At 60.4% G+C, this 17,027-nt stretch carries 19 protein-coding genes; 9 read left to right on the top strand and 10 right to left on the bottom strand.

Annotated elements, in window-relative coordinates:
• Positions 1-203: 203 nt before the first annotated feature.
• The 7 genes from ACL9RJ_RS29105 to ACL9RJ_RS29075 all read right to left on the bottom strand — a co-directional run bounded on the left by ACL9RJ_RS29105 (position 204) and on the right by ACL9RJ_RS29075 (position 5,181).
• On the bottom strand, positions 204-1,049 hold the full coding sequence (locus ACL9RJ_RS29105; protein WP_422765888.1) for an abortive infection family protein: 846 nt from the start codon (positions 1,047-1,049) through the stop codon (positions 204-206).
• 47 nt (positions 1,050-1,096) lie between these two features.
• Positions 1,097-1,714 (bottom strand): hypothetical protein, encoded by a 618-nt coding sequence (locus ACL9RJ_RS29100; RefSeq protein WP_422765887.1) that lies wholly within the window; start codon positions 1,712-1,714, stop codon positions 1,097-1,099.
• 76 nt (positions 1,715-1,790) lie between these two features.
• Complete coding sequence (locus ACL9RJ_RS29095) at positions 1,791-2,366, bottom strand: PIN domain-containing protein (protein ID WP_317871342.1); 576 nt, start codon at positions 2,364-2,366, stop codon at positions 1,791-1,793.
• Positions 2,363-2,830 carry a helix-turn-helix domain-containing protein gene (locus tag ACL9RJ_RS29090; RefSeq protein ID WP_422765886.1) on the bottom strand — a complete coding sequence of 156 codons (468 nt, stop codon included), beginning with the start codon at positions 2,828-2,830 and terminating at the stop codon, positions 2,363-2,365. The genes ACL9RJ_RS29095 and ACL9RJ_RS29090 overlap by 4 nt, the downstream gene beginning before the upstream one ends.
• A gap of 641 nt (positions 2,831-3,471) precedes the next feature.
• Positions 3,472-3,861 carry a hypothetical protein gene (locus tag ACL9RJ_RS29085; RefSeq protein WP_422765885.1) on the bottom strand — a complete coding sequence of 130 codons (390 nt, stop codon included), beginning with the start codon at positions 3,859-3,861 and terminating at the stop codon, positions 3,472-3,474.
• A 608-nt stretch (positions 3,862-4,469) separates the two neighbouring features.
• A complete protein-coding gene (locus tag ACL9RJ_RS29080; RefSeq protein WP_017128711.1) occupies positions 4,470-4,775 on the bottom strand; it encodes an XRE family transcriptional regulator in 306 nt (101 codons plus the stop codon).
• Entirely contained in the window at positions 4,768-5,181 is a 414-nt protein-coding gene (locus ACL9RJ_RS29075; RefSeq protein ID WP_212810195.1) for a type II toxin-antitoxin system RelE/ParE family toxin, read from the bottom strand. Before ACL9RJ_RS29075 ends, ACL9RJ_RS29080 begins: the two co-directional genes overlap by 8 nt.
• Before the next feature lie 169 nt (positions 5,182-5,350).
• On the opposite strand from ACL9RJ_RS29075, the gene ACL9RJ_RS29070 reads away from it, so the two are divergent.
• The 9 genes from ACL9RJ_RS29070 (at position 5,351) to pqqE (ending at position 14,737) form a co-directional block, all read left to right on the top strand.
• Positions 5,351-5,812: an Lrp/AsnC family transcriptional regulator gene (locus ACL9RJ_RS29070; protein ID WP_177063064.1), complete on the top strand. Its 462-nt coding sequence runs from the start codon at positions 5,351-5,353 to the stop codon at positions 5,810-5,812.
• 352 nt (positions 5,813-6,164) lie between these two features.
• A complete protein-coding gene (locus ACL9RJ_RS29065; RefSeq protein ID WP_017128714.1) occupies positions 6,165-7,847 on the top strand; it encodes a flavin monoamine oxidase family protein in 1,683 nt (560 codons plus the stop codon).
• A 14-nt stretch (positions 7,848-7,861) separates the two neighbouring features.
• Positions 7,862-8,656, top strand: coding sequence for a carbon-nitrogen hydrolase family protein (locus ACL9RJ_RS29060; RefSeq protein WP_177084644.1), 795 nt, complete (start codon positions 7,862-7,864; stop codon positions 8,654-8,656).
• Between the two features lie 48 nt (positions 8,657-8,704).
• A complete protein-coding gene (gene pqqF, locus ACL9RJ_RS29055) occupies positions 8,705-11,170 on the top strand; it encodes a pyrroloquinoline quinone biosynthesis protein PqqF (RefSeq protein ID WP_422765884.1) in 2,466 nt (821 codons plus the stop codon).
• Between the two features lie 155 nt (positions 11,171-11,325).
• Positions 11,326-11,400 carry a pyrroloquinoline quinone precursor peptide PqqA gene (pqqA, locus tag ACL9RJ_RS29050; RefSeq protein ID WP_010444206.1) on the top strand — a complete coding sequence of 25 codons (75 nt, stop codon included), beginning with the start codon at positions 11,326-11,328 and terminating at the stop codon, positions 11,398-11,400.
• Positions 11,401-11,533: 133 nt separating this feature from the next.
• Positions 11,534-12,445 carry a pyrroloquinoline quinone biosynthesis protein PqqB gene (gene pqqB, locus ACL9RJ_RS29045; RefSeq protein WP_177107701.1) on the top strand — a complete coding sequence of 304 codons (912 nt, stop codon included), beginning with the start codon at positions 11,534-11,536 and terminating at the stop codon, positions 12,443-12,445.
• A 126-nt stretch (positions 12,446-12,571) separates the two neighbouring features.
• On the top strand, positions 12,572-13,324 hold the full coding sequence (gene pqqC, locus ACL9RJ_RS29040; RefSeq protein WP_177084650.1) for a pyrroloquinoline-quinone synthase PqqC: 753 nt from the start codon (positions 12,572-12,574) through the stop codon (positions 13,322-13,324).
• On the top strand, positions 13,321-13,596 hold the full coding sequence (gene pqqD, locus ACL9RJ_RS29035) for a pyrroloquinoline quinone biosynthesis peptide chaperone PqqD (protein WP_177107703.1): 276 nt from the start codon (positions 13,321-13,323) through the stop codon (positions 13,594-13,596). The genes pqqC and pqqD overlap by 4 nt, the downstream gene beginning before the upstream one ends.
• On the top strand, positions 13,568-14,737 hold the full coding sequence (gene pqqE / locus ACL9RJ_RS29030; protein ID WP_422765883.1) for a pyrroloquinoline quinone biosynthesis protein PqqE: 1,170 nt from the start codon (positions 13,568-13,570) through the stop codon (positions 14,735-14,737). Before pqqD ends, pqqE begins: the two co-directional genes overlap by 29 nt.
• Before the next feature lie 13 nt (positions 14,738-14,750).
• Here the strand turns inward: pqqE and ACL9RJ_RS29025 are convergent, their stop codons facing one another.
• The 3 genes from ACL9RJ_RS29025 to ACL9RJ_RS29015 form a co-directional block, all read right to left on the bottom strand.
• Positions 14,751-15,071, bottom strand: a complete 321-nt coding sequence (locus tag ACL9RJ_RS29025) for a helix-turn-helix domain-containing protein (protein ID WP_017128722.1) — start codon at positions 15,069-15,071, stop codon at positions 14,751-14,753.
• Entirely contained in the window at positions 15,028-15,420 is a 393-nt protein-coding gene (locus tag ACL9RJ_RS29020; protein WP_017128723.1) for a type II toxin-antitoxin system RelE/ParE family toxin, read from the bottom strand. Before ACL9RJ_RS29020 ends, ACL9RJ_RS29025 begins: the two co-directional genes overlap by 44 nt.
• Positions 15,421-15,648: 228 nt before the next feature.
• Complete coding sequence (locus tag ACL9RJ_RS29015) at positions 15,649-16,932, bottom strand: aspartate aminotransferase family protein (RefSeq protein WP_422765882.1); 1,284 nt, start codon at positions 16,930-16,932, stop codon at positions 15,649-15,651.
• Positions 16,933-17,027 lie beyond the last annotated feature (95 nt).

Below are 17,027 nucleotides of genomic sequence, written 5' to 3'. Positions count from 1 at the left end.
ACTCTGCCACCACTCGATACGCAATACTACTTGTGTCTAATAAATAACAGGAAATCGGAGGAAAAGCTGGTGAGGTCTGGACACCAGCACCAGCAGGGACGGACTAAGCAAGTCATTGCCACAGGCAGCTGCTTCGTTTGTGTGCTCGCAGCGGTAGCTACTGTGACCTGCCCTCTTTCTCGATCGAGTTTGGTGGTCGGTAGCTAGGCCGATCGACGCTCACGTTTCGACAACTTCCCGAGCAAGTACGCTGAGATAGTTCCAACGATCTCAATAGCGGCTTTAGCCTCCTCTGACGAAAGAGTGGCCACCCAAGGTCTTCCATGGCCAGCACCCTGCTTGTTGCGAACTCGATTGACGCCAAGAGCTGCGGTGAACAGGCCACGCTCCATCGACTTAATCGCTGGCTCACCAGGCTGCTCGGGAATCTCTGGCACTGCTAACTCAAGAGCAATGAACGCCATCCCCAAAAGGCCTTGGAAATTCGCCCTTTCTGGGTAGCGCCCCTCAAGAGTCATAAGCACGTGGGCTGCGGTGGCCTCTAACAAATCCTTTCCTGTACCCGCTATGAGAGCCGCATCTTCCGCTCCCTTTTGAGCACGGAGGGCATAGGCCCACAAAGCATCAGTCAATTCCGCTCCGGCAAGGGCGGTCAAGACTTTGGGAGATACCGTCCCATCGTTCGCTAGGTTAAAGCCCTCTGCGTTGAAGGCTGCCTTAGCGTTATCCACGGCCTCAAGGCCGACGTAGTTCGCAGACGTCTGGCGAAAACCACCACAGGCTCGGACTTTAGATAGAAGCCCAGCGACTAACCGAGAACCCGCCTCAGGCTGTAGTTCCATCGCACTGTAGAGCACCGCACGAACTCGCTTCGCTTTGCCGATGGTCTGCCCCTGTTGCTTTGGATCATGCCTGGAAAGACCAGCGGTGTTTACTTGGAACTCAATATCAGAATGAGATGGCTCCCGATAGCTTCCATTATTTCCAGAGTCGTCTACTAACTGAGCCAATGCATGGATGATCGTATCTGTAAGCGGGAGAGTATTCATAAGCCTCACACTAATCTTTTCAGCAGACCTGCAATTCCTAGCCGCCCTTAACGCTTCCCTAGCATAGATTCCTTCATTGCCTGCAAGAGCGGAATAAGAGTGTAGATGTGAATCTTATCCGCTTCGACACCTGAAATGAAACCTTCAAACTCATAGCGCTTATCTACAAAAAAACAGTTTATTAAGCCTAAAAACTCTACCATATCCTTTTTAGATTTAATCTTAGGAACACTCCCTGAAATAAACCCTACAATCTTATCTTGAATCTCATCACTGAGATTGACAAAAAGCTCAACCAGCTCATGAGTTCTATATTTTTTTGGAACCTGAAGACGACTGTGCAGAATAGAAACCACAGAAGGTTTTGTCTGCTCAATATATTGTTTTTCGGTCGCTGGCCGCTGATTACCGTCTGGTGTAATTTCAAAATAGGCTGGATCGAAAACCCGCTCAACCACCTGCGCCTTAAAATACAACTCCAGGGCAAGCGCACCGTTAGTAAACACCACATTCAATCTTGGGTCACTGTATGGACTCAGACTTTTAGCCAGTTCAATGGCGACATCACCAAAAGCTGCAGCGCTCTCAAGAATGTGGCTCTCATCTATCCAGATTGTAGATTCAAACCCTGGATTTTTCGGAGCTTCTTTCTTCGACTTCGACATAAATACATCCTGTAATTGTGTACAGCCCCTTGCACATTGGGACTAGACTTTTGCCCTGGCAAATCATTTGATAAATTTAGAGAAGGAATTCGAAGTCAGAAAGCAGCTTCACCGTCTCTGGAAGCTTCTGCTGCAGAAGTTTATCAAGGTATTCTCGAACACTATGCGGCGGATTTTTCAAAGCGGCTCGCTGACGTCGAGCGGCCTCTAGGACAGCCGCTTGATCAAGATCCCATAGATCAGCAATAAAATCGTCCGGGTGTAGCGCTTCTATACCGAATGGCTCAAGAGAAGCTTTAGGAAAATCCTTGAGATTGAAAGTCACAATAGCGGAAGCGTTACATTTGATTGCAACGGCAAGCACATGACGATCATCTTGGTCTGGCAGCTCAAGCCCAGCAACAATGGCTTCGTAATCGGTAACCAGCGCGTCGGGTATCGCTTGATCCATCAGTTCGGAGGTGCGATTCAGCTGTTCTGCAGTTAAATCTGTTCGATTCAATAGCAGATTGCGCTTCCATTCATCATGGATCAAAGCTGACCAGCGCGCTCGATACGCACCAGTCAGCGCAAGACGCATTAAAAAATCACGCAATGGTGCAGGGTACAAGACATTCGCATCATAAACTGCCGTATAAGGAGAATGCCTCATTCGTACCCCATCCCCAGCTCCTGAGCCTGGGCAGCGAGATCATCTAGGGCAGAGTGGCTAGCGAGTTCTCGTTGCTCTTTGTATTCCATCAGATCGGCGAATTTGACCCGACGATGACGCCCTGTCTTTGTGTGCGGAATCCTACCTTCATCCAGCAGCTTCACTAAGTGAGGCCGCGAGACGTTAAGCAAATCAGCACCCTCCTGAGTGGTCAGTTCAGTATGAATCGGGACAACCTTGACGGCATTTCCCAATGCAAGCTCACTGAGAATCTCGCCAAGCAGGCGAAAGGCAAACGTCGGCAGTTCAACTACCTGACGTTGTTGCTCTCCGTCCACCAGCTCAATGCGCTGGGTTTCCAGCTTAGTCGAGAGGAAGGCGGCTAACTGTCGGCTTGACTCCACGGCCGCAGCAATTTCCTTCTCATCAGGAAGCACGGTGCGAGTGAGGTCGGCGGTGGTCATGGTTTTCTCCAAAAACTCAGTGATATAGCAGTGAACGTGGGGCATGACTGCAGCCACGTAGAGCATTTATATTCGAAAAAAACGAAAAACGCAATAAACGAAACAACCGTATGCGACCGAAGGCAGATCCTCTTGGCGCGCTTCCTGGACGGGAATTCTGTTGAAAGGTAGAAAACTCGTGCAGGGATCACGCTGCTCCAAGCTGGTGAGGCATGGATGCCGAGCCAGGCCCCGGGCGGCTTTTTGCCCGGGGCCTGGACACCAACGCCGGCAGGGACGCCGGATCGACGGTACAAAACAAGCCACTCTCCCAGGTACACTAGCGGTACAGCACGAAGGTCCTCACCTGTAACGTACCGTTCGCTAACGTACTGATTGCCCTGCACTTTCGCGTACTGTACCGTTTCCTCGTGTAACCCAATGAAACCTAGCGCAACGGTGTCATTGGCGAACTCATAATCCTTTGGTCCACGGTTCAAGTCCGTGTGGGCCCACCACCTTTGAAAGCCGCGCATTGCGCGGCTTTTGCGTTTCTGAAGGGTCAATTACCCACCCGCGAGGGCAAGAAAATGATACTTCGGCTCCTTGAGAGTACGCTCCGCCCGATTCATGATGCCGAGACGGCAGATTGAACTCTCCAGTTAAGGCTCGCCCGCTGCCAGCAGCGAGTCCACCACCGCTCGCGAAAGCTCAAGCGAATGCATCACGCCTATGAACAGATCGCGCTCGACACTGCCGAGGCGCGGGCCGATTTCGTCGGCATTCAGTTCGGCGACTCTGAGCAGATCCGACACATGGGTCAGTGCCACCCTGGCGGTGATGCCCGGTTGGACGGCAAATAACGGTGACTTATCAGCGGAGTCGGAGTAGGCGGGCTTGAAAGCGGTTGTTTCGAGGGTATCGAGCGAAAGAGGCGGCGGGTCTGAATTTATCTGATCTAAAGCGCTGTGCAGGATGCCGCGCAGAAAGACGCTCTTTTCAGAAAGACTTGAAGTGCGGCAAGGCGGTGGATCAGGCGTGATTTTTTTCATCGTCGGTAAACCCTTGTTTCAGAGACACCTTGAGGAAGCCCGCCATCTTTCGTGTCCAAGCGAAAGGGTGGCGAACCGTGCGCAGGTTGGACAACCGGGGAAACAAGTAAACCCGGCACACCCATTACAAGTGTCCCGCGCACAGTCCGCCATAAAGCAGACACAAGAATACCGCTTACGCGGCATTGTGCGCTTGTTTCCAAAAACACGGGTGTCCAAGCCCGGTCGCTGAATTGGCAGCGACGCCTCAACACTAGTCGCCGACCGAAACCGAATCAACGCGATAGACGTGGGAACCACCCGCTAAAAGGTGCTCTTCTTTCCCAATCTGATGACAGAAAAATAACCACTGAGAAAGCGGCATCCCATCACCATCACTTTGCCTCTCGACTGGACGCTGAGCCGAATAACTCGCGTAATCGGCTCACCAAATGAGCCGAATAGCATTCCTATTCGGCTCAGGTACATGCCGAGATATCAACCTTGTCCTTGTCGTCATGGCATTTGAAACTCAATGCCGAGATACCGAAAGGCGAACACACAGGAACGAAAAGGCCCGGTGGCAAACCGGGCCTTTAACGTTACCAGTACAGCGCTGTCGCGCTGATTCAACCGGCAAAGTTCTCGATCTTGACCTTCCCCTCAGGAAAGGTCGCGATGATCTCCAGTTCCCCCCCCATGGCACGGATGTAATTGCGCAACGTGCTGATGTACATGTCCGTACGCCGCTCCATCTTGGAAACAGCGGCTTGATTGATGTGCAATGTCTTGGCCAAGGCATCCTGGCTCAACTGTTGCGCCTGGCGAAGCTCATGCAACGGCATCTCGGCACGCAATTGCTGATACAGGGCATCGGTACGCACTCGCGCTTCGGGCGAGCGGCGCGCCACCAGATCGGCGAATTTCTTAGCCATTGTCAAAACCCTCTTCTCTCAAGGTGTCCAGGTGCTCGTCATACAGGCGTTCAGCCTTGGGGATGTTTTCTTCGTACCAGCGGTCCTGACCGGTCTTGTCACCCCCCAGGAGCAAAATGGCACACCGACGCGGATCGAATACATACAACACGCGATAAGGCCTGCCCCCATGCTGTATTCGCAACTCGCGAAGATGCCCATGACGTGAGCCTTTGATATGACTGCTATGAGGGAAGCCAAGATGTGGACCGAAATCCCCCAGCAACATGACCGTCGCCTCGACCGAGTCTTGCTCGGATTCGGTTAGACGATCCCACCAGTGCTCAAACTCATCGGTGTATTCAACTTCCCAATTTGCGCTCAAAGTATGCCATCCAAGGAATATAACCCCAAAGGAATTTTTCATATTTCGAAAGCCGGGACAATAGAAGCAAACAATGAGAAACAATAAGGTCGGGGCAAGCTCTGCCCGACACAGCTCGTCACACCCGGTGCCTACCGAATGGGGTCTTCGAGCCCTACCGTGCATTCGAATCTGTAAGATGTAATGCCCCCCATCCACCCGGAGCCCCACCTTGCCCGACACCCGCCCTCCCGCTCTCGACGAAATCGACCGCCAGCTGATCGCCGCCCTGCAGATCAATGCCCGTGAAAGCGTGGCGATGCTCGCCCGGCAGCTGGGAATCGCGCGCACCACGGTCACCTCGCGACTGGCGCGCCTGGAGAAAGCCAGGGTAATTACCGGCTATGGCGTGCGCCTGGGCCAACGGGTGGTGGATGGCGGCCTGCAGGCCTATGTCGGGATCACCGTGCAGCCACGCTCCGGCAAGGATGTGGTGCGCCGCCTCAGCGCCATGGCGCAGGTCCAGCAGTTGTGCGCGGTGAGCGGCGAGTTCGACTACGTTGCCTGGCTGCGCAGCGATTCGCCGGAGCAACTGGACCAACTGCTCGACCAGATCGGCAGCGTCGAAGGCGTGGAGAAAACCACCACCTCGATCATCCTCAGCAGCAAGGTCGACCGCGGCCAACCGGTCTGACACTCGGGTTTACCGGCTGAACGCAGCACCTGCAGGAGCCGGCTTGCCGGCGATTGCGATGCGCCATCCACCCTCGTCATCGCTGATAAAACGCCGCGCTGTGGGCGCGGCGATCAACGCGGATAGCCCTCATATGCTCCAGCGTTCTTACCGAGGCGATCGCCAGCAAGCCGGCTCCCACAAGACTTCGTCATTCCGAGCAACGATATCGTCATAAAGCATCAATACCTTTCAAAACGACGACACTTTGCGTCTTATTTACGTACTCCCCCCTCCCTACAATGGCGCCAGTCTTTTCCTATCTATACTCCAGCCGGGTAAAAACCGGCCCGAGTCGCCAGCAAGGTCAGCCATGAACAAGAACAATCGCCATCCTGCCGACGGTAAAAAACCGATCACCATCTTCGGTCCGGACTTTCCCTTTGCCTTCGACGACTGGATCGAGCACCCGGCCGGGCTGGGCAGTATTCCCGCGCACAACCACGGTGCCGAAGTCGCGATTGTCGGGGCCGGTATCGCCGGCCTCGTCGCCGCCTACGAACTGATGAAGCTGGGCCTCAAGCCGGTGGTGTACGAGGCTTCGAAAATGGGCGGGCGCCTGCGCTCCCAGGCCTTCGAAGGGGCCGAGGGCATCATTGCCGAGTTGGGCGGCATGCGTTTTCCGGTGTCCTCCACCGCGTTCTATCACTATGTCGACAAGCTCGGCCTGGAAACCAAACCCTTCCCCAACCCGCTGACCCCGGCTTCCGGCAGCACGGTGATCGACCTCGAAGGCCAGACCCATTACGCGGAAAAACTCGCCGATCTGCCGGCGCTGTTCCAGGAAGTCGCCGACGCCTGGGCCGATGCCCTGGAAGACGGCTCGCGCTTCGGCGATATCCAGCAGGCCATCCGCGACCGCGATGTGCCGCGCCTGAAAGAGTTGTGGAACACCCTGGTGCCGCTGTGGGACGACCGTACCTTCTACGACTTCGTCGCCACCTCGAAGGCCTTCGCCAAACTATCGTTCCACCACCGTGAAGTGTTCGGCCAGGTCGGTTTCGGCACCGGCGGCTGGGACTCCGATTTCCCCAACTCGATGCTGGAAATCTTCCGCGTGGTCATGACCAACTGCGACGACCACCAGCACTTGGTGGTTGGCGGCGTGGAACAGGTGCCGCTGGGTATCTGGCGCCATGTGCCGGAGCGCTGCGCCCATTGGCCGGCCGGCACCAGCCTCAGTTCCCTGCACCACGGCGCGCCGCGTACCGGCGTGAAACGTATCGCCCGCGCCGCCGACGGCCAGTTCGCCGTGACCGACAACTGGGGCGACACCCGTCATTACGCCGCCGTGCTGACTACCTGCCAGAGCTGGCTGCTGACCACCCAGATCGAATGCGAGGAATCGCTGTTCTCGCAGAAAATGTGGATGGCCCTGGACCGCACGCGCTACATGCAGTCGTCGAAGACCTTCGTCATGGTCGACCGACCATTCTGGAAGGACAAGGACCCGGAAACCGGACGCGACCTGATGAGCATGACCCTGACCGATCGCCTGACCCGTGGCACCTACCTGTTTGATAACGGTGACGACAAGCCCGGCGTGATCTGCCTGTCGTACTCGTGGATGAGCGATGCGCTGAAAATGCTCCCGCAGCCCATCGACAAGCGGGTCAAGCTGGCGCTGGATGCACTGAAGAAGATCTATCCGAAGGTGGACATCGCCGCGCGTATCATCGGCGACCCGATCACCGTCTCGTGGGAAGCCGACCCGCACTTCCTCGGCGCCTTCAAGGGCGCGCTGCCGGGCCACTACCGCTACAACCAGCGGATGTATGCGCACTTCATGCAGGCCGACATGCCGGTCGAACAACGCGGGATCTTCATTGCCGGCGACGATGTGTCCTGGACTCCGGCCTGGGTCGAAGGCGCGGTGCAGACCTCGCTCAACGCCGTGTGGGGCATCATGAATCACTTCGGCGGCAGTTCCCACGCCGAGAACCCCGGACCGGGCGACGTGTTCGCCGAGATCGGCCCGATCGCCCTGGCCGACTGAACGGAAGCGACTCCATGCGCGTAGCCCTTTACCAATGCCCACCGCTGCCCCTGGACGTGGCGGGCAACCTGCAACGCTTGCAGCAACTGACCGTCGAAGCGCGCGGTGCCGATGTGCTGGTGGTGCCGGAGATGTTCCTGACCGGCTACAACATCGGCGCCGAAGCGGCGGCGGCACTGGCAGAGGCCCGTGACGGCGCGGCGGCGCAACATATCGCCGCGCTCGCCAGAGCCTCGAATATCGCCATTGTGTATGGCTACCCGGAACGGGCCGAGGACGGACGGATCTACAACGCCGTGCAGTTGATCGACGCCCACGGCCGCAGCCTGTGCAACTACCGCAAGACGCACCTGTTCGGCGACCTCGATCACTCGATGTTCAGTGCCGGACCGGACGACTTCCCGGTGGTCGAGCTCAACGGCTGGAAGCTCGGGCTGCTGATCTGCTACGACGTGGAGTTCCCGGAAAACACCCGGCGCCTGGCCCTGGCCGGCGCCGAGCTGATCCTGGTGCCCACGGCGAACATGGTGCCCTTCGACTTTGTCGCCGACGTGACCATCCGCGCCCGGGCCTTCGAGAACCAGTGCTATGTGGCCTACGCCAACTACTGCGGCCATGAAGGCGAGATCCAGTACTGCGGCCAGAGCAGCATTGCGGCCCCGGACGGCAGCCGGATCGCCCGGGCCGGCCTGGACGAGGCCCTGATCATCGGCACCCTGGATCGCCCGCTGATGCAGCAGTCGCGAGCCAGCAACCGCTATCTGTTGGACCGCCGCCCCGAACTCTACGGCGACCTCGGCCAGGACTGACCCGCCGTTATCCGCTAGCATGAGCGCTTCTCTGTCACGGAAGTGCTCATGTCTGCGCCGATCTCCCCCGCCCCTGAATGGACAACCCTGGCCAACGGCCTGCGCGTCTCGCTACGCCATGTGCCCCAGCTCAAGCGCTGCGCGGTAGTACTGCGGGTAACGGCGGGCAGTCATGACGCGCCGCCAGCCTGGCCGGGCCTGGCGCACTTCCTCGAACATCTGTTTTTTCTTGGCACCGAGCGTTTTCCTGCCGCCGAAGGGCTGATGGCCTACGTGCAGCGTCAGGGTGGCCAGCTCAACGCCCGGACCAGCGAACGGACCACCGACTTCTTCTTCGAGCTGCCGCCCCAGGCCTTTGCCGGCGGACTTGAACGTCTGTGCGACATGCTCGCCCACCCGCGCCTGGCGCTGGAGGACCAACAGCGCGAACGCGAGGTGCTGGAAGCGGAGTTTATCGCCTGGTCCCGGGACGCCGTGGCGCAACGGCAGTTCCGGCTCTACGACAGACTGTCCGCCGATCACCCGTTGCGTGGCGTGCACGCCGGCAATCGCTCCAGCCTGAAGGTCGAAGACCCGGCCTTTCAGCAGGCGCTGCACAGCTTTTACCGGGACTTCTACCAGACCGGGCAAATGACCCTGAGCCTGGTCGGCCCGCAGTCGCCGGACGAACTGAAGGCCCTGGCCCAGGCGCTGACGACAGATCTGCGCCCTGGGCCGGCCACCGTACAAGCTTCCCCGCCGGCGCTGCTCGATGCCAGCGGGCAGACTTATCCACAGCCCGCCCACCAGCGGCTCGACCTGCTCCTGGCCTATGAAGCCTTGCCCGACGGATCACGGCAGGCCCTGGACTTTCTCTGCACCTGGCTGAACGACAGCCAACCGGGCGGTCTCTGCGCCGAGTTGCGCGCACGCCTGTGGATAGATTCGCTGAACGCCGCGCCGATCTACCAGTTCAGTGGACAGGCCTTGCTGCATATCGAGTTCAGGCTGACGCCCGAGGGTGCCAACCACGCCGCCTCGATCCAGGCGCTGCTCGGCGACTGGCTGGCGTTTTTCCGCGGCCATGCCGACTGGCCGGCGTTGCGCCGGGAATACCGTTTGTTGCAAGCGCGCAAGGCACGCGGCGGCAGCGCCCTGGAACGGGCCCGGCGGGACAGCGAGCAATGGCCGCTGGAGCTCAGCGAAGCCGGTCTGGTCGCCCTCGGGGAACTGCTCCGGCAGACCGCCTGCGCACCTGTGGATAACCTGGCCGTGTCCTGGCAACTGCCTGCCGCCAATCCGTTCCTGCGCTCCACGGCGCCGGCCGAACATCCCGGCCTGATCCGCGGGCAGAGCAGCGCCCATCGAGGCCTGCGGACCTTCGCCCAGGACCGACTGCGCGGCCGCCAGACCGCCGTGATCACCTACCACCAGACAACGGACGAGAGCGCAGAGGCGGTGATGTACCTGCGTTGGCAGCTGGACAGCAGCGCCGACACCCGCCCCCTGCACGCACGGCTGGAGCACAGCCTGCGAACCCTGGGAGCCCAGGCACGCCAGGCGGGCGTGGAACTGTCTTTCACGATTCACCGCGGAGCCTGGCAACTCAAGCTGAGCGGTTTGCGCGAACCGATGCCGGCCATCCTCGAACAAGCCCTGCGCACGCTGGCCCAACCTGCCGACAGTCTCTGGCAGAGCGCTGCCGACCTGCCCGAACGGGAGCCGCTGATCCCCATCCGCGAACTGCTCAGGCAACTGTCCGAACGCGCAGGCCTCGACCAGGCTACCGCGCCGCTCCACGGTGCCGAGGCTCTGCGGGCACTCTGGTCCGGCGCCAGCTGGCACGGCCTGGCGCTTGGTTTCCCGCCAGCGGCACAACCGGCGCTCAACAGCGCACTGAGCCGGGTTCCCGGGCGCATCGGCCGGCAGCAGACCCCGTCACCCTTCACAACAGGCGAAAAGCACTGGCAGACCGTCCCCTGCGACAACCGCGAACAGGCCCTGCTGCTGTTCTGCCCAAGCCCCACGCAAGCCCCCGTCGATGAGGCCTGCTGGCGATTGCTCGGCCACTTGCTGCAGGCGCCCTTCTACCAGCGCCTGCGCGTCGAGTTGCAATTGGGTTATGCCGTCTTCAGCGCCGTCCGCCAGATCGATGGCCGCACCGGTCTGCTGCTGGGCGTGCAATCCCCCGATACCACGCTCGCTGAATTGCTCGGCCACGTCGAAAGCTTCCTGTCGCAGCTTCCCGACCTGATCAACGCCCTCGATGACGACACCTGGAACACCCGGCGCGATGCCCTGGCCGAGCACTTCATACTCGACGACCGGCCCCTGGACGAGGCCGCCGAACTGCTCTGGCAGGCGCAACTGGCTGACCGTTCGTCGGATCACTTCGAACAACTCGGTCCGGTCATTCGCAGCCTTGGTCGCGAACAACTGCTGAGGGCCGCCCGACAGCTCGAACAGGCCGCGGGCGGCTGGTTGTGCCTGGCAAACGGGCCCGGGCCGACCTCTGGCTGGCAGGTCACAGGGTGATCGTTACCGGTACTGCAATGAGCTTTCTCCGGCAACGCGGTCTATCCTCAGTGTCAGATTTAGTAACATTAGCTGCCTAAGCATCTGAACATCTCCGGCCGGAGGTGGACTATATGTATAGACACCCACCGCCCACCCACCCGAAGGAGTCATTCATGTCCTGGACCAAACCCGCCTACACCGACCTGCGCATCGGCTTCGAAGTCACCATGTACTTCGCCAACCGTTGAGCCGCGTTTTTATCCCGCTGCATGCAGTGCAACGCCTCGGCTCGCCGGGGCGTTTTTATTTTCAGGGCTTTATTTCCAGCACTTTATTTCCAAGAACCTTTTTCAGAAAACTCAGAGAGCGAGTGCCACCGCCATGTTCGTCCAGATCCTAGGTTCCGCCGCCGGCGGCGGTTTCCCCCAGTGGAACTGCAACTGCGCCAACTGCGCGGGATTTCGTGATGGCAGCCTGCGCGCCACGGCGCGTACCCAGTCGTCCATTGCCCTCTCCGACGATGGCGTGAACTGGGTGCTGTGCAATGCCTCGCCGGATATCCGCGCCCAACTCCAGGGCTTCGCGCCGATGCAACCGGGCCGCGCCCTGCGTGACACCGGTATCCGTGCGATCATCCTGATGGACAGCCAGATCGACCACACCACCGGCCTGCTCAGCCTGCGCGAGGGCTGCCCGCATCAGGTCTGGTGCACCGACATGGTCAAGGAAGACCTGAGCACCGGCTTCCCGCTGTTTCCCATGCTGACCCACTGGAACGGCGGCCTCGACTGGCAGCGCATCGAGCTGGCTGGCAGCTTCACCATTGCCGCCTGCCCCAACCTGCGCTTCACCCCGCTGCCGTTGCGCAGCGCCGCACCGCCCTACTCGCCGCATCGCTTCGACCCGCACCCCGGCGACAATATCGGCCTGGTCGTCGAGGACCTGCGCACGGGCGGCAAACTCTTCTACGCACCGGGCCTGGGCAAGGTCGACGAGCCCCTGCTGGAGATCATGGCCGGCAGCGACTGCCTGCTGGTGGACGGCACCCTGTGGGACGACGATGAAATGCAGCGGCGCGGCGTCGGCACCCGCACCGGGCGGGAAATGGGTCACCTGGCCCAGAACGGCCCCGGCGGCATGCTCGAAGTGCTGGAGCAACTCCCGGCCCCGCGCAAGGTCCTTATCCATATCAACAACACCAACCCGATCCTCGATGAGGATTCGCCGGAACGGGCGGAGCTTGACCGGCGCCAAGTTGAAGTGGCGTATGACGGCATGAGTATTGTGCTGTAGCCGAGGGCCCTTTCGCAGGCAAGCCCGCTCCCACAGTGATCGCGTAAACCTGTGGGAGCGGGCTTGCCCGCGAAGGCGTCCGACCAGACACCAAAGACTTCAACGGTTGTACACCGGAGAACCGCAATGACCGACACCCCGATGTCCCCTGCCGAGTTCGAGCAGGCCCTGCGCGCCAAGGGCGCCTACTACCACATTCATCACCCTTACCACGTCGCGATGTATGAGGGCCGCGCCAGCCGCGAACAGATCCAGGGCTGGGTCGCCAATCGCTTCTATTACCAGGTGAACATTCCCCTCAAGGACGCCGCGATCCTGGCCAACTGCCCGGACCGGGAAATCCGCCGCGAGTGGATCCAGCGCCTGCTCGACCATGACGGCGCGCCAGGCGAAGACGGCGGCATCGAAGCCTGGCTGCGCCTGGGCCAGGCGGTCGGCCTCGACCCGGATCAACTGCGCTCCCAGGAACTGGTGCTGCCGGGCGTGCGTTTCGCGGTGGACGCCTACGTCAACTTCGCCCGCCGCGCCAGTTGGCAGGAAGCCGCCAGCAGTTCGCTGACCGAACTGTTCGCGCCGCAGATCCACCAGTCGCGCCTGGACAGCTGGCCCCGGCACTACCCGTGGATCGATCCCGCCGGCTACGAATACTTCCGCACCCGCCTGGGCCAGGCCCGGCGCGATGTCGAGCACGGGCTGGCGATCACCCTGCAGCACTACACCAGCCACGAAGGCCAGCAGCGCATGCTGGAAATTCTCCAGTTCAAACTGGACATACTCTGGAGCATGCTCGATGCCATGAGCATGGCCTACGAACTGAATCGTCCGCCGTACCACAGCGTGACCGACCAGCGTGTCTGGCACAAAGGAATCGCCCTATGAGCTTCGATCGCAACAAGATCCCGAAATGGCGCCCCGGTTACCGTTTCCAGTACGAACCGGCGCAGAAAGGCCATGTGCTGCTGTACCCGGAAGGCATGATCAAGCTCAACGAAAGTGCCGCCCTGATCGGCGGCCTGATCGACGGTGAACGCCAGGTGACGGCGATCATTGCCGAGCTGGAGCAACAGTTCCCCGGCGTGCCCGAGCTTGGCGAGGATATCGAGCAATTCATGGAGGTCGCCCGTGCAGAGCACTGGATCGAACTTGTCTGAGTCATCCGGCCTGCCACCCAAACCGGAAATCGGCCTGCCGCTGTGGTTGCTCGCCGAGCTGACCTACCGCTGCCCGCTGCAATGCCCGTATTGCTCCAATCCACTGGATTTCGCCGGGCAAGGCAAGGAGCTGAGCACCGACCAATGGCTCAAGGTGTTCAGTGAGGCCAGGGAAATGGGCGCCGCCCAACTGGGCTTTTCCGGCGGCGAACCGCTGGTGCGCCAGGACCTTGCCGAACTGATCGCCGGGGCACGCCAACTGGGGTTCTACACCAACCTGATCACCTCCGGCATCGGCCTCACCGAACAGAAGATCAGCGATTTCAAGGAAGCCGGGCTGGACCATATCCAGATCAGCTTCCAGGCCAGCGACGAGCAGGTGAACAACCTGCTGGCCGGCTCGAAAAAGGCCTTTGCGCAGAAGCTGGAGATGGCCCGGGCGGTAAAGGCCCATGGTTATCCGATGGTGCTCAACTTCGTGACCCATCGGCACAACATCGACAAGATCGACCGCATCATCGAGTTGTGCATTGCCCTCGAAGCCGACTTCGTCGAACTCGCCACCTGCCAGTTCTACGGCTGGGCGCAGCTCAACCGGGCGGGGCTGCTGCCGACCCGCGAGCAACTGGTGCGCGCCGAGCGCATCACCAACGAATACCGCGCCCGACTCGAAGCCCAGGGACATCCGTGCAAGCTGATCTTCGTCACCCCGGACTACTACGAGGAACGGCCGAAAGCCTGCATGAACGGCTGGGGCAGCCTGTTTCTCACCGTCACGCCGGACGGCACCGCGCTACCCTGCCACGGCGCGCGGCAGATGCCGGTGCAGTTTCCCAACGTGCGCGATCACAGCCTGCAACATATCTGGTACGACTCGTTCGGCTTCAACCGCTTTCGCGGCTACGACTGGATGCCCGAGCCATGCCGTTCCTGCGATGAAAAGGAAAAGGACTTCGGCGGCTGTCGCTGCCAGGCCTTCATGCTCACCGGAGATGCCAGCAACGCGGACCCGGTCTGCAGCAAGTCAGCCCACCACGGCGTTATTCTCCAGGCCCGCGAGGACGCCGAACACGCCACCCAGACCATCGGGCAACTGGCCTTTCGCAATGAACGAAACTCACGCCTCATCGCCAAAGGCTGAAACACCCCGGTGATCAGGCGAGTATCTGCAAGCCGTGCTTGTGCACGATGCTCAACAGCTTGAGCGCCATGCCGCCGGGTTGCTTGTCCCCGGCCTCCCACTGCTTGACCGTCGAGGCACTGGTATTCAGGTAGCGGGCGAACACGGGCTGGCTGACATGATTGCGCTCGCGCAGCGATTTGATCTGCTCGGGAGCCATTTCGTCAGGCACCCGCGCCAGGCAGGATTGGTCGAACTCGCGCATGGTCGCCTTGCTGATCGCGCCAATGGCATGCAGGGCACTGGCCGATTCATGGATCGATTCGAGTGCCCCGGTTTTGAATTTCTTGCTCATAAGCTATCTCCACAAACTCTCTCATATCCAGCAGTTGCTGAATCTGCCGGCTGCTCAGGCCTTCATAGGCCTTGGCCAATGCCTTGAACGCCCGAAGCTCCTGCTGACTGATATTGCCCTGGTCGCTCTTGGCGAACAGGAACTGGAAGATCCAGTAGCAACGTCCCCGCGCCAGGACAATGGATCGATGGCGGTTTTCATTCAGGCGTTTTTTCCAGACCCCTCCTCCCAGGTCACTGCCCTGCCCCCTGATCACATCGCCCATCGCCATCACCAACTCGGCATCGTCAATCTGTGCCTTTCTGGCACTCGTGGCGAAACCCCGGGTTTTGAAGACCCTGTATCGCATGGAAATCCCTCTCCATAAAACATACCACTCAGTGGTATATAAATTCAAACCCATTCGCGATGCCGCCCGCCAAAAGGCAGTAGCAAACCCGGACCAGCGGGCTGTCCCATGACCCGGCTGAATGCCGCCGACAAAAAAACACCCCGTGCCAAAAGAGTCAGGCACAGGGCGACGCGTTATACCGCGAGACGGTTCGGGAACAGGTTCAGGAAAGGGCGCCGCAATCTGTCAGACGGCAATACCCTTGCGGCATTGCACCTGGGCGGTACGCACCCGCGAGAAGGCTCGCGCCAGTCGCAGCAGCATCTCGTCGATGGCGCCCTGGCTGACGGTCAGGGCCGGAGAAAAGCGCAGGGAGTCCGGGGTCGGCGCATCCAGCAGCAAACCTTCGTGGCGGGCGGCCTTGACCACCGCGTCCGCCGAATCGTCGCTCAAGGTCAGTCCCCAGAGCAGTCCGGCGCCCCGCAGTTCGCCATGGGCATAACGCCGGGCCAGGCGTTCGAGGCCTTGTTGCAGGTACGCGCCCCGATCGGCCACCTCGGCGAGGAAATCGCCCGCCAGCAGCGTATCGATCACCGCCAGGCCCGCCGCACTCATCAAGGCATTGCCGTGATGGCTGCCGCCGATCTCACCGGATTCGAAACAGCAGGCCTTGCCACGGGCCAGCAAGGCGGACAACGGCGTGCCACCGCCCAGCCCCTTGCCCAGCACGATGATGTCGGCCCGCACGTCATAGCGTTGTTCGGCCAGCAGGCTGGCGCAGCGCCCCATCCCGGTCTGGACCTCATCGAAGATCAACAGGATGCCCAGTTCCCGGCACAGGCGCTCCACGCCCTTGAGATACGCCTGCGTCGCCGGCGTGACACCGGCTGCGCTCTGGATCGGTTCGAGCATGATCGCCACGGTCTTGGCATCGACCGCCGCGTGCAGCGCCGGCAGGTCATTGAACGGCACCTGGCTGAATCCCGGTAGCTGGGGTTCGAAGCGGTTGCCGAAGACGTCCTGGCCGGACGCCGACAGCGCCCCGAAACTGCGGCCATGACAAGCATTGCTCGCCGTGATGATCCGGCAGGCACCGCCGCGATGCAGCTGGCCCCACTTGCGGGCCAGCTTGATCGCCGCCTCGCACGCCTCGGAGCCGCTGTTGAGAAAGTACACCTGGTCACTGTGGGTGGCACGGCACAGGCGATCAGCCAGTTTCGATTGTGTCGGGTTATGAAAACCCGCGCCGGCATTGATCAGGCCGTGGGCCTGGTCCGCCAGGGCACGGGCCAGCACGCCAGGGCTGTGACCGAGGCTGTTGGCCCCGCCACCCTGGCTGAAATCCAGGTAGGCGCGTTCCTCGCTGTCCCACAACCACGAGCCCTGGCCACGGACAAATACCGGACATGGTCGCTCGGCAGCGGGCATAAGGTACTCACTGGCCGCCTGGTCATGTCGCGGGGAAGGCCGGAAGTCGGCGGTCAGGTCATCCAGGCTCGGCTGCGGCCGACGCAGTTTGAACAGATTCATGCGCTGCTCTCCGGCCCTGTGAGCCGTGTGAATTGGGGTTAGACTAGGCCTCCCCGGCGTTCACGGCCATTTCGATTTTCGAGCATTTTCGATAA

This window comes from Pseudomonas sp. Mn2068, assembly GCF_049319725.1.
Taxonomy (GTDB): Bacteria; Pseudomonadota; Gammaproteobacteria; order Pseudomonadales; family Pseudomonadaceae; genus Aquipseudomonas; species Aquipseudomonas gingeri.
This window is presented reverse-complemented; position numbering and strand designations above follow the sequence as displayed.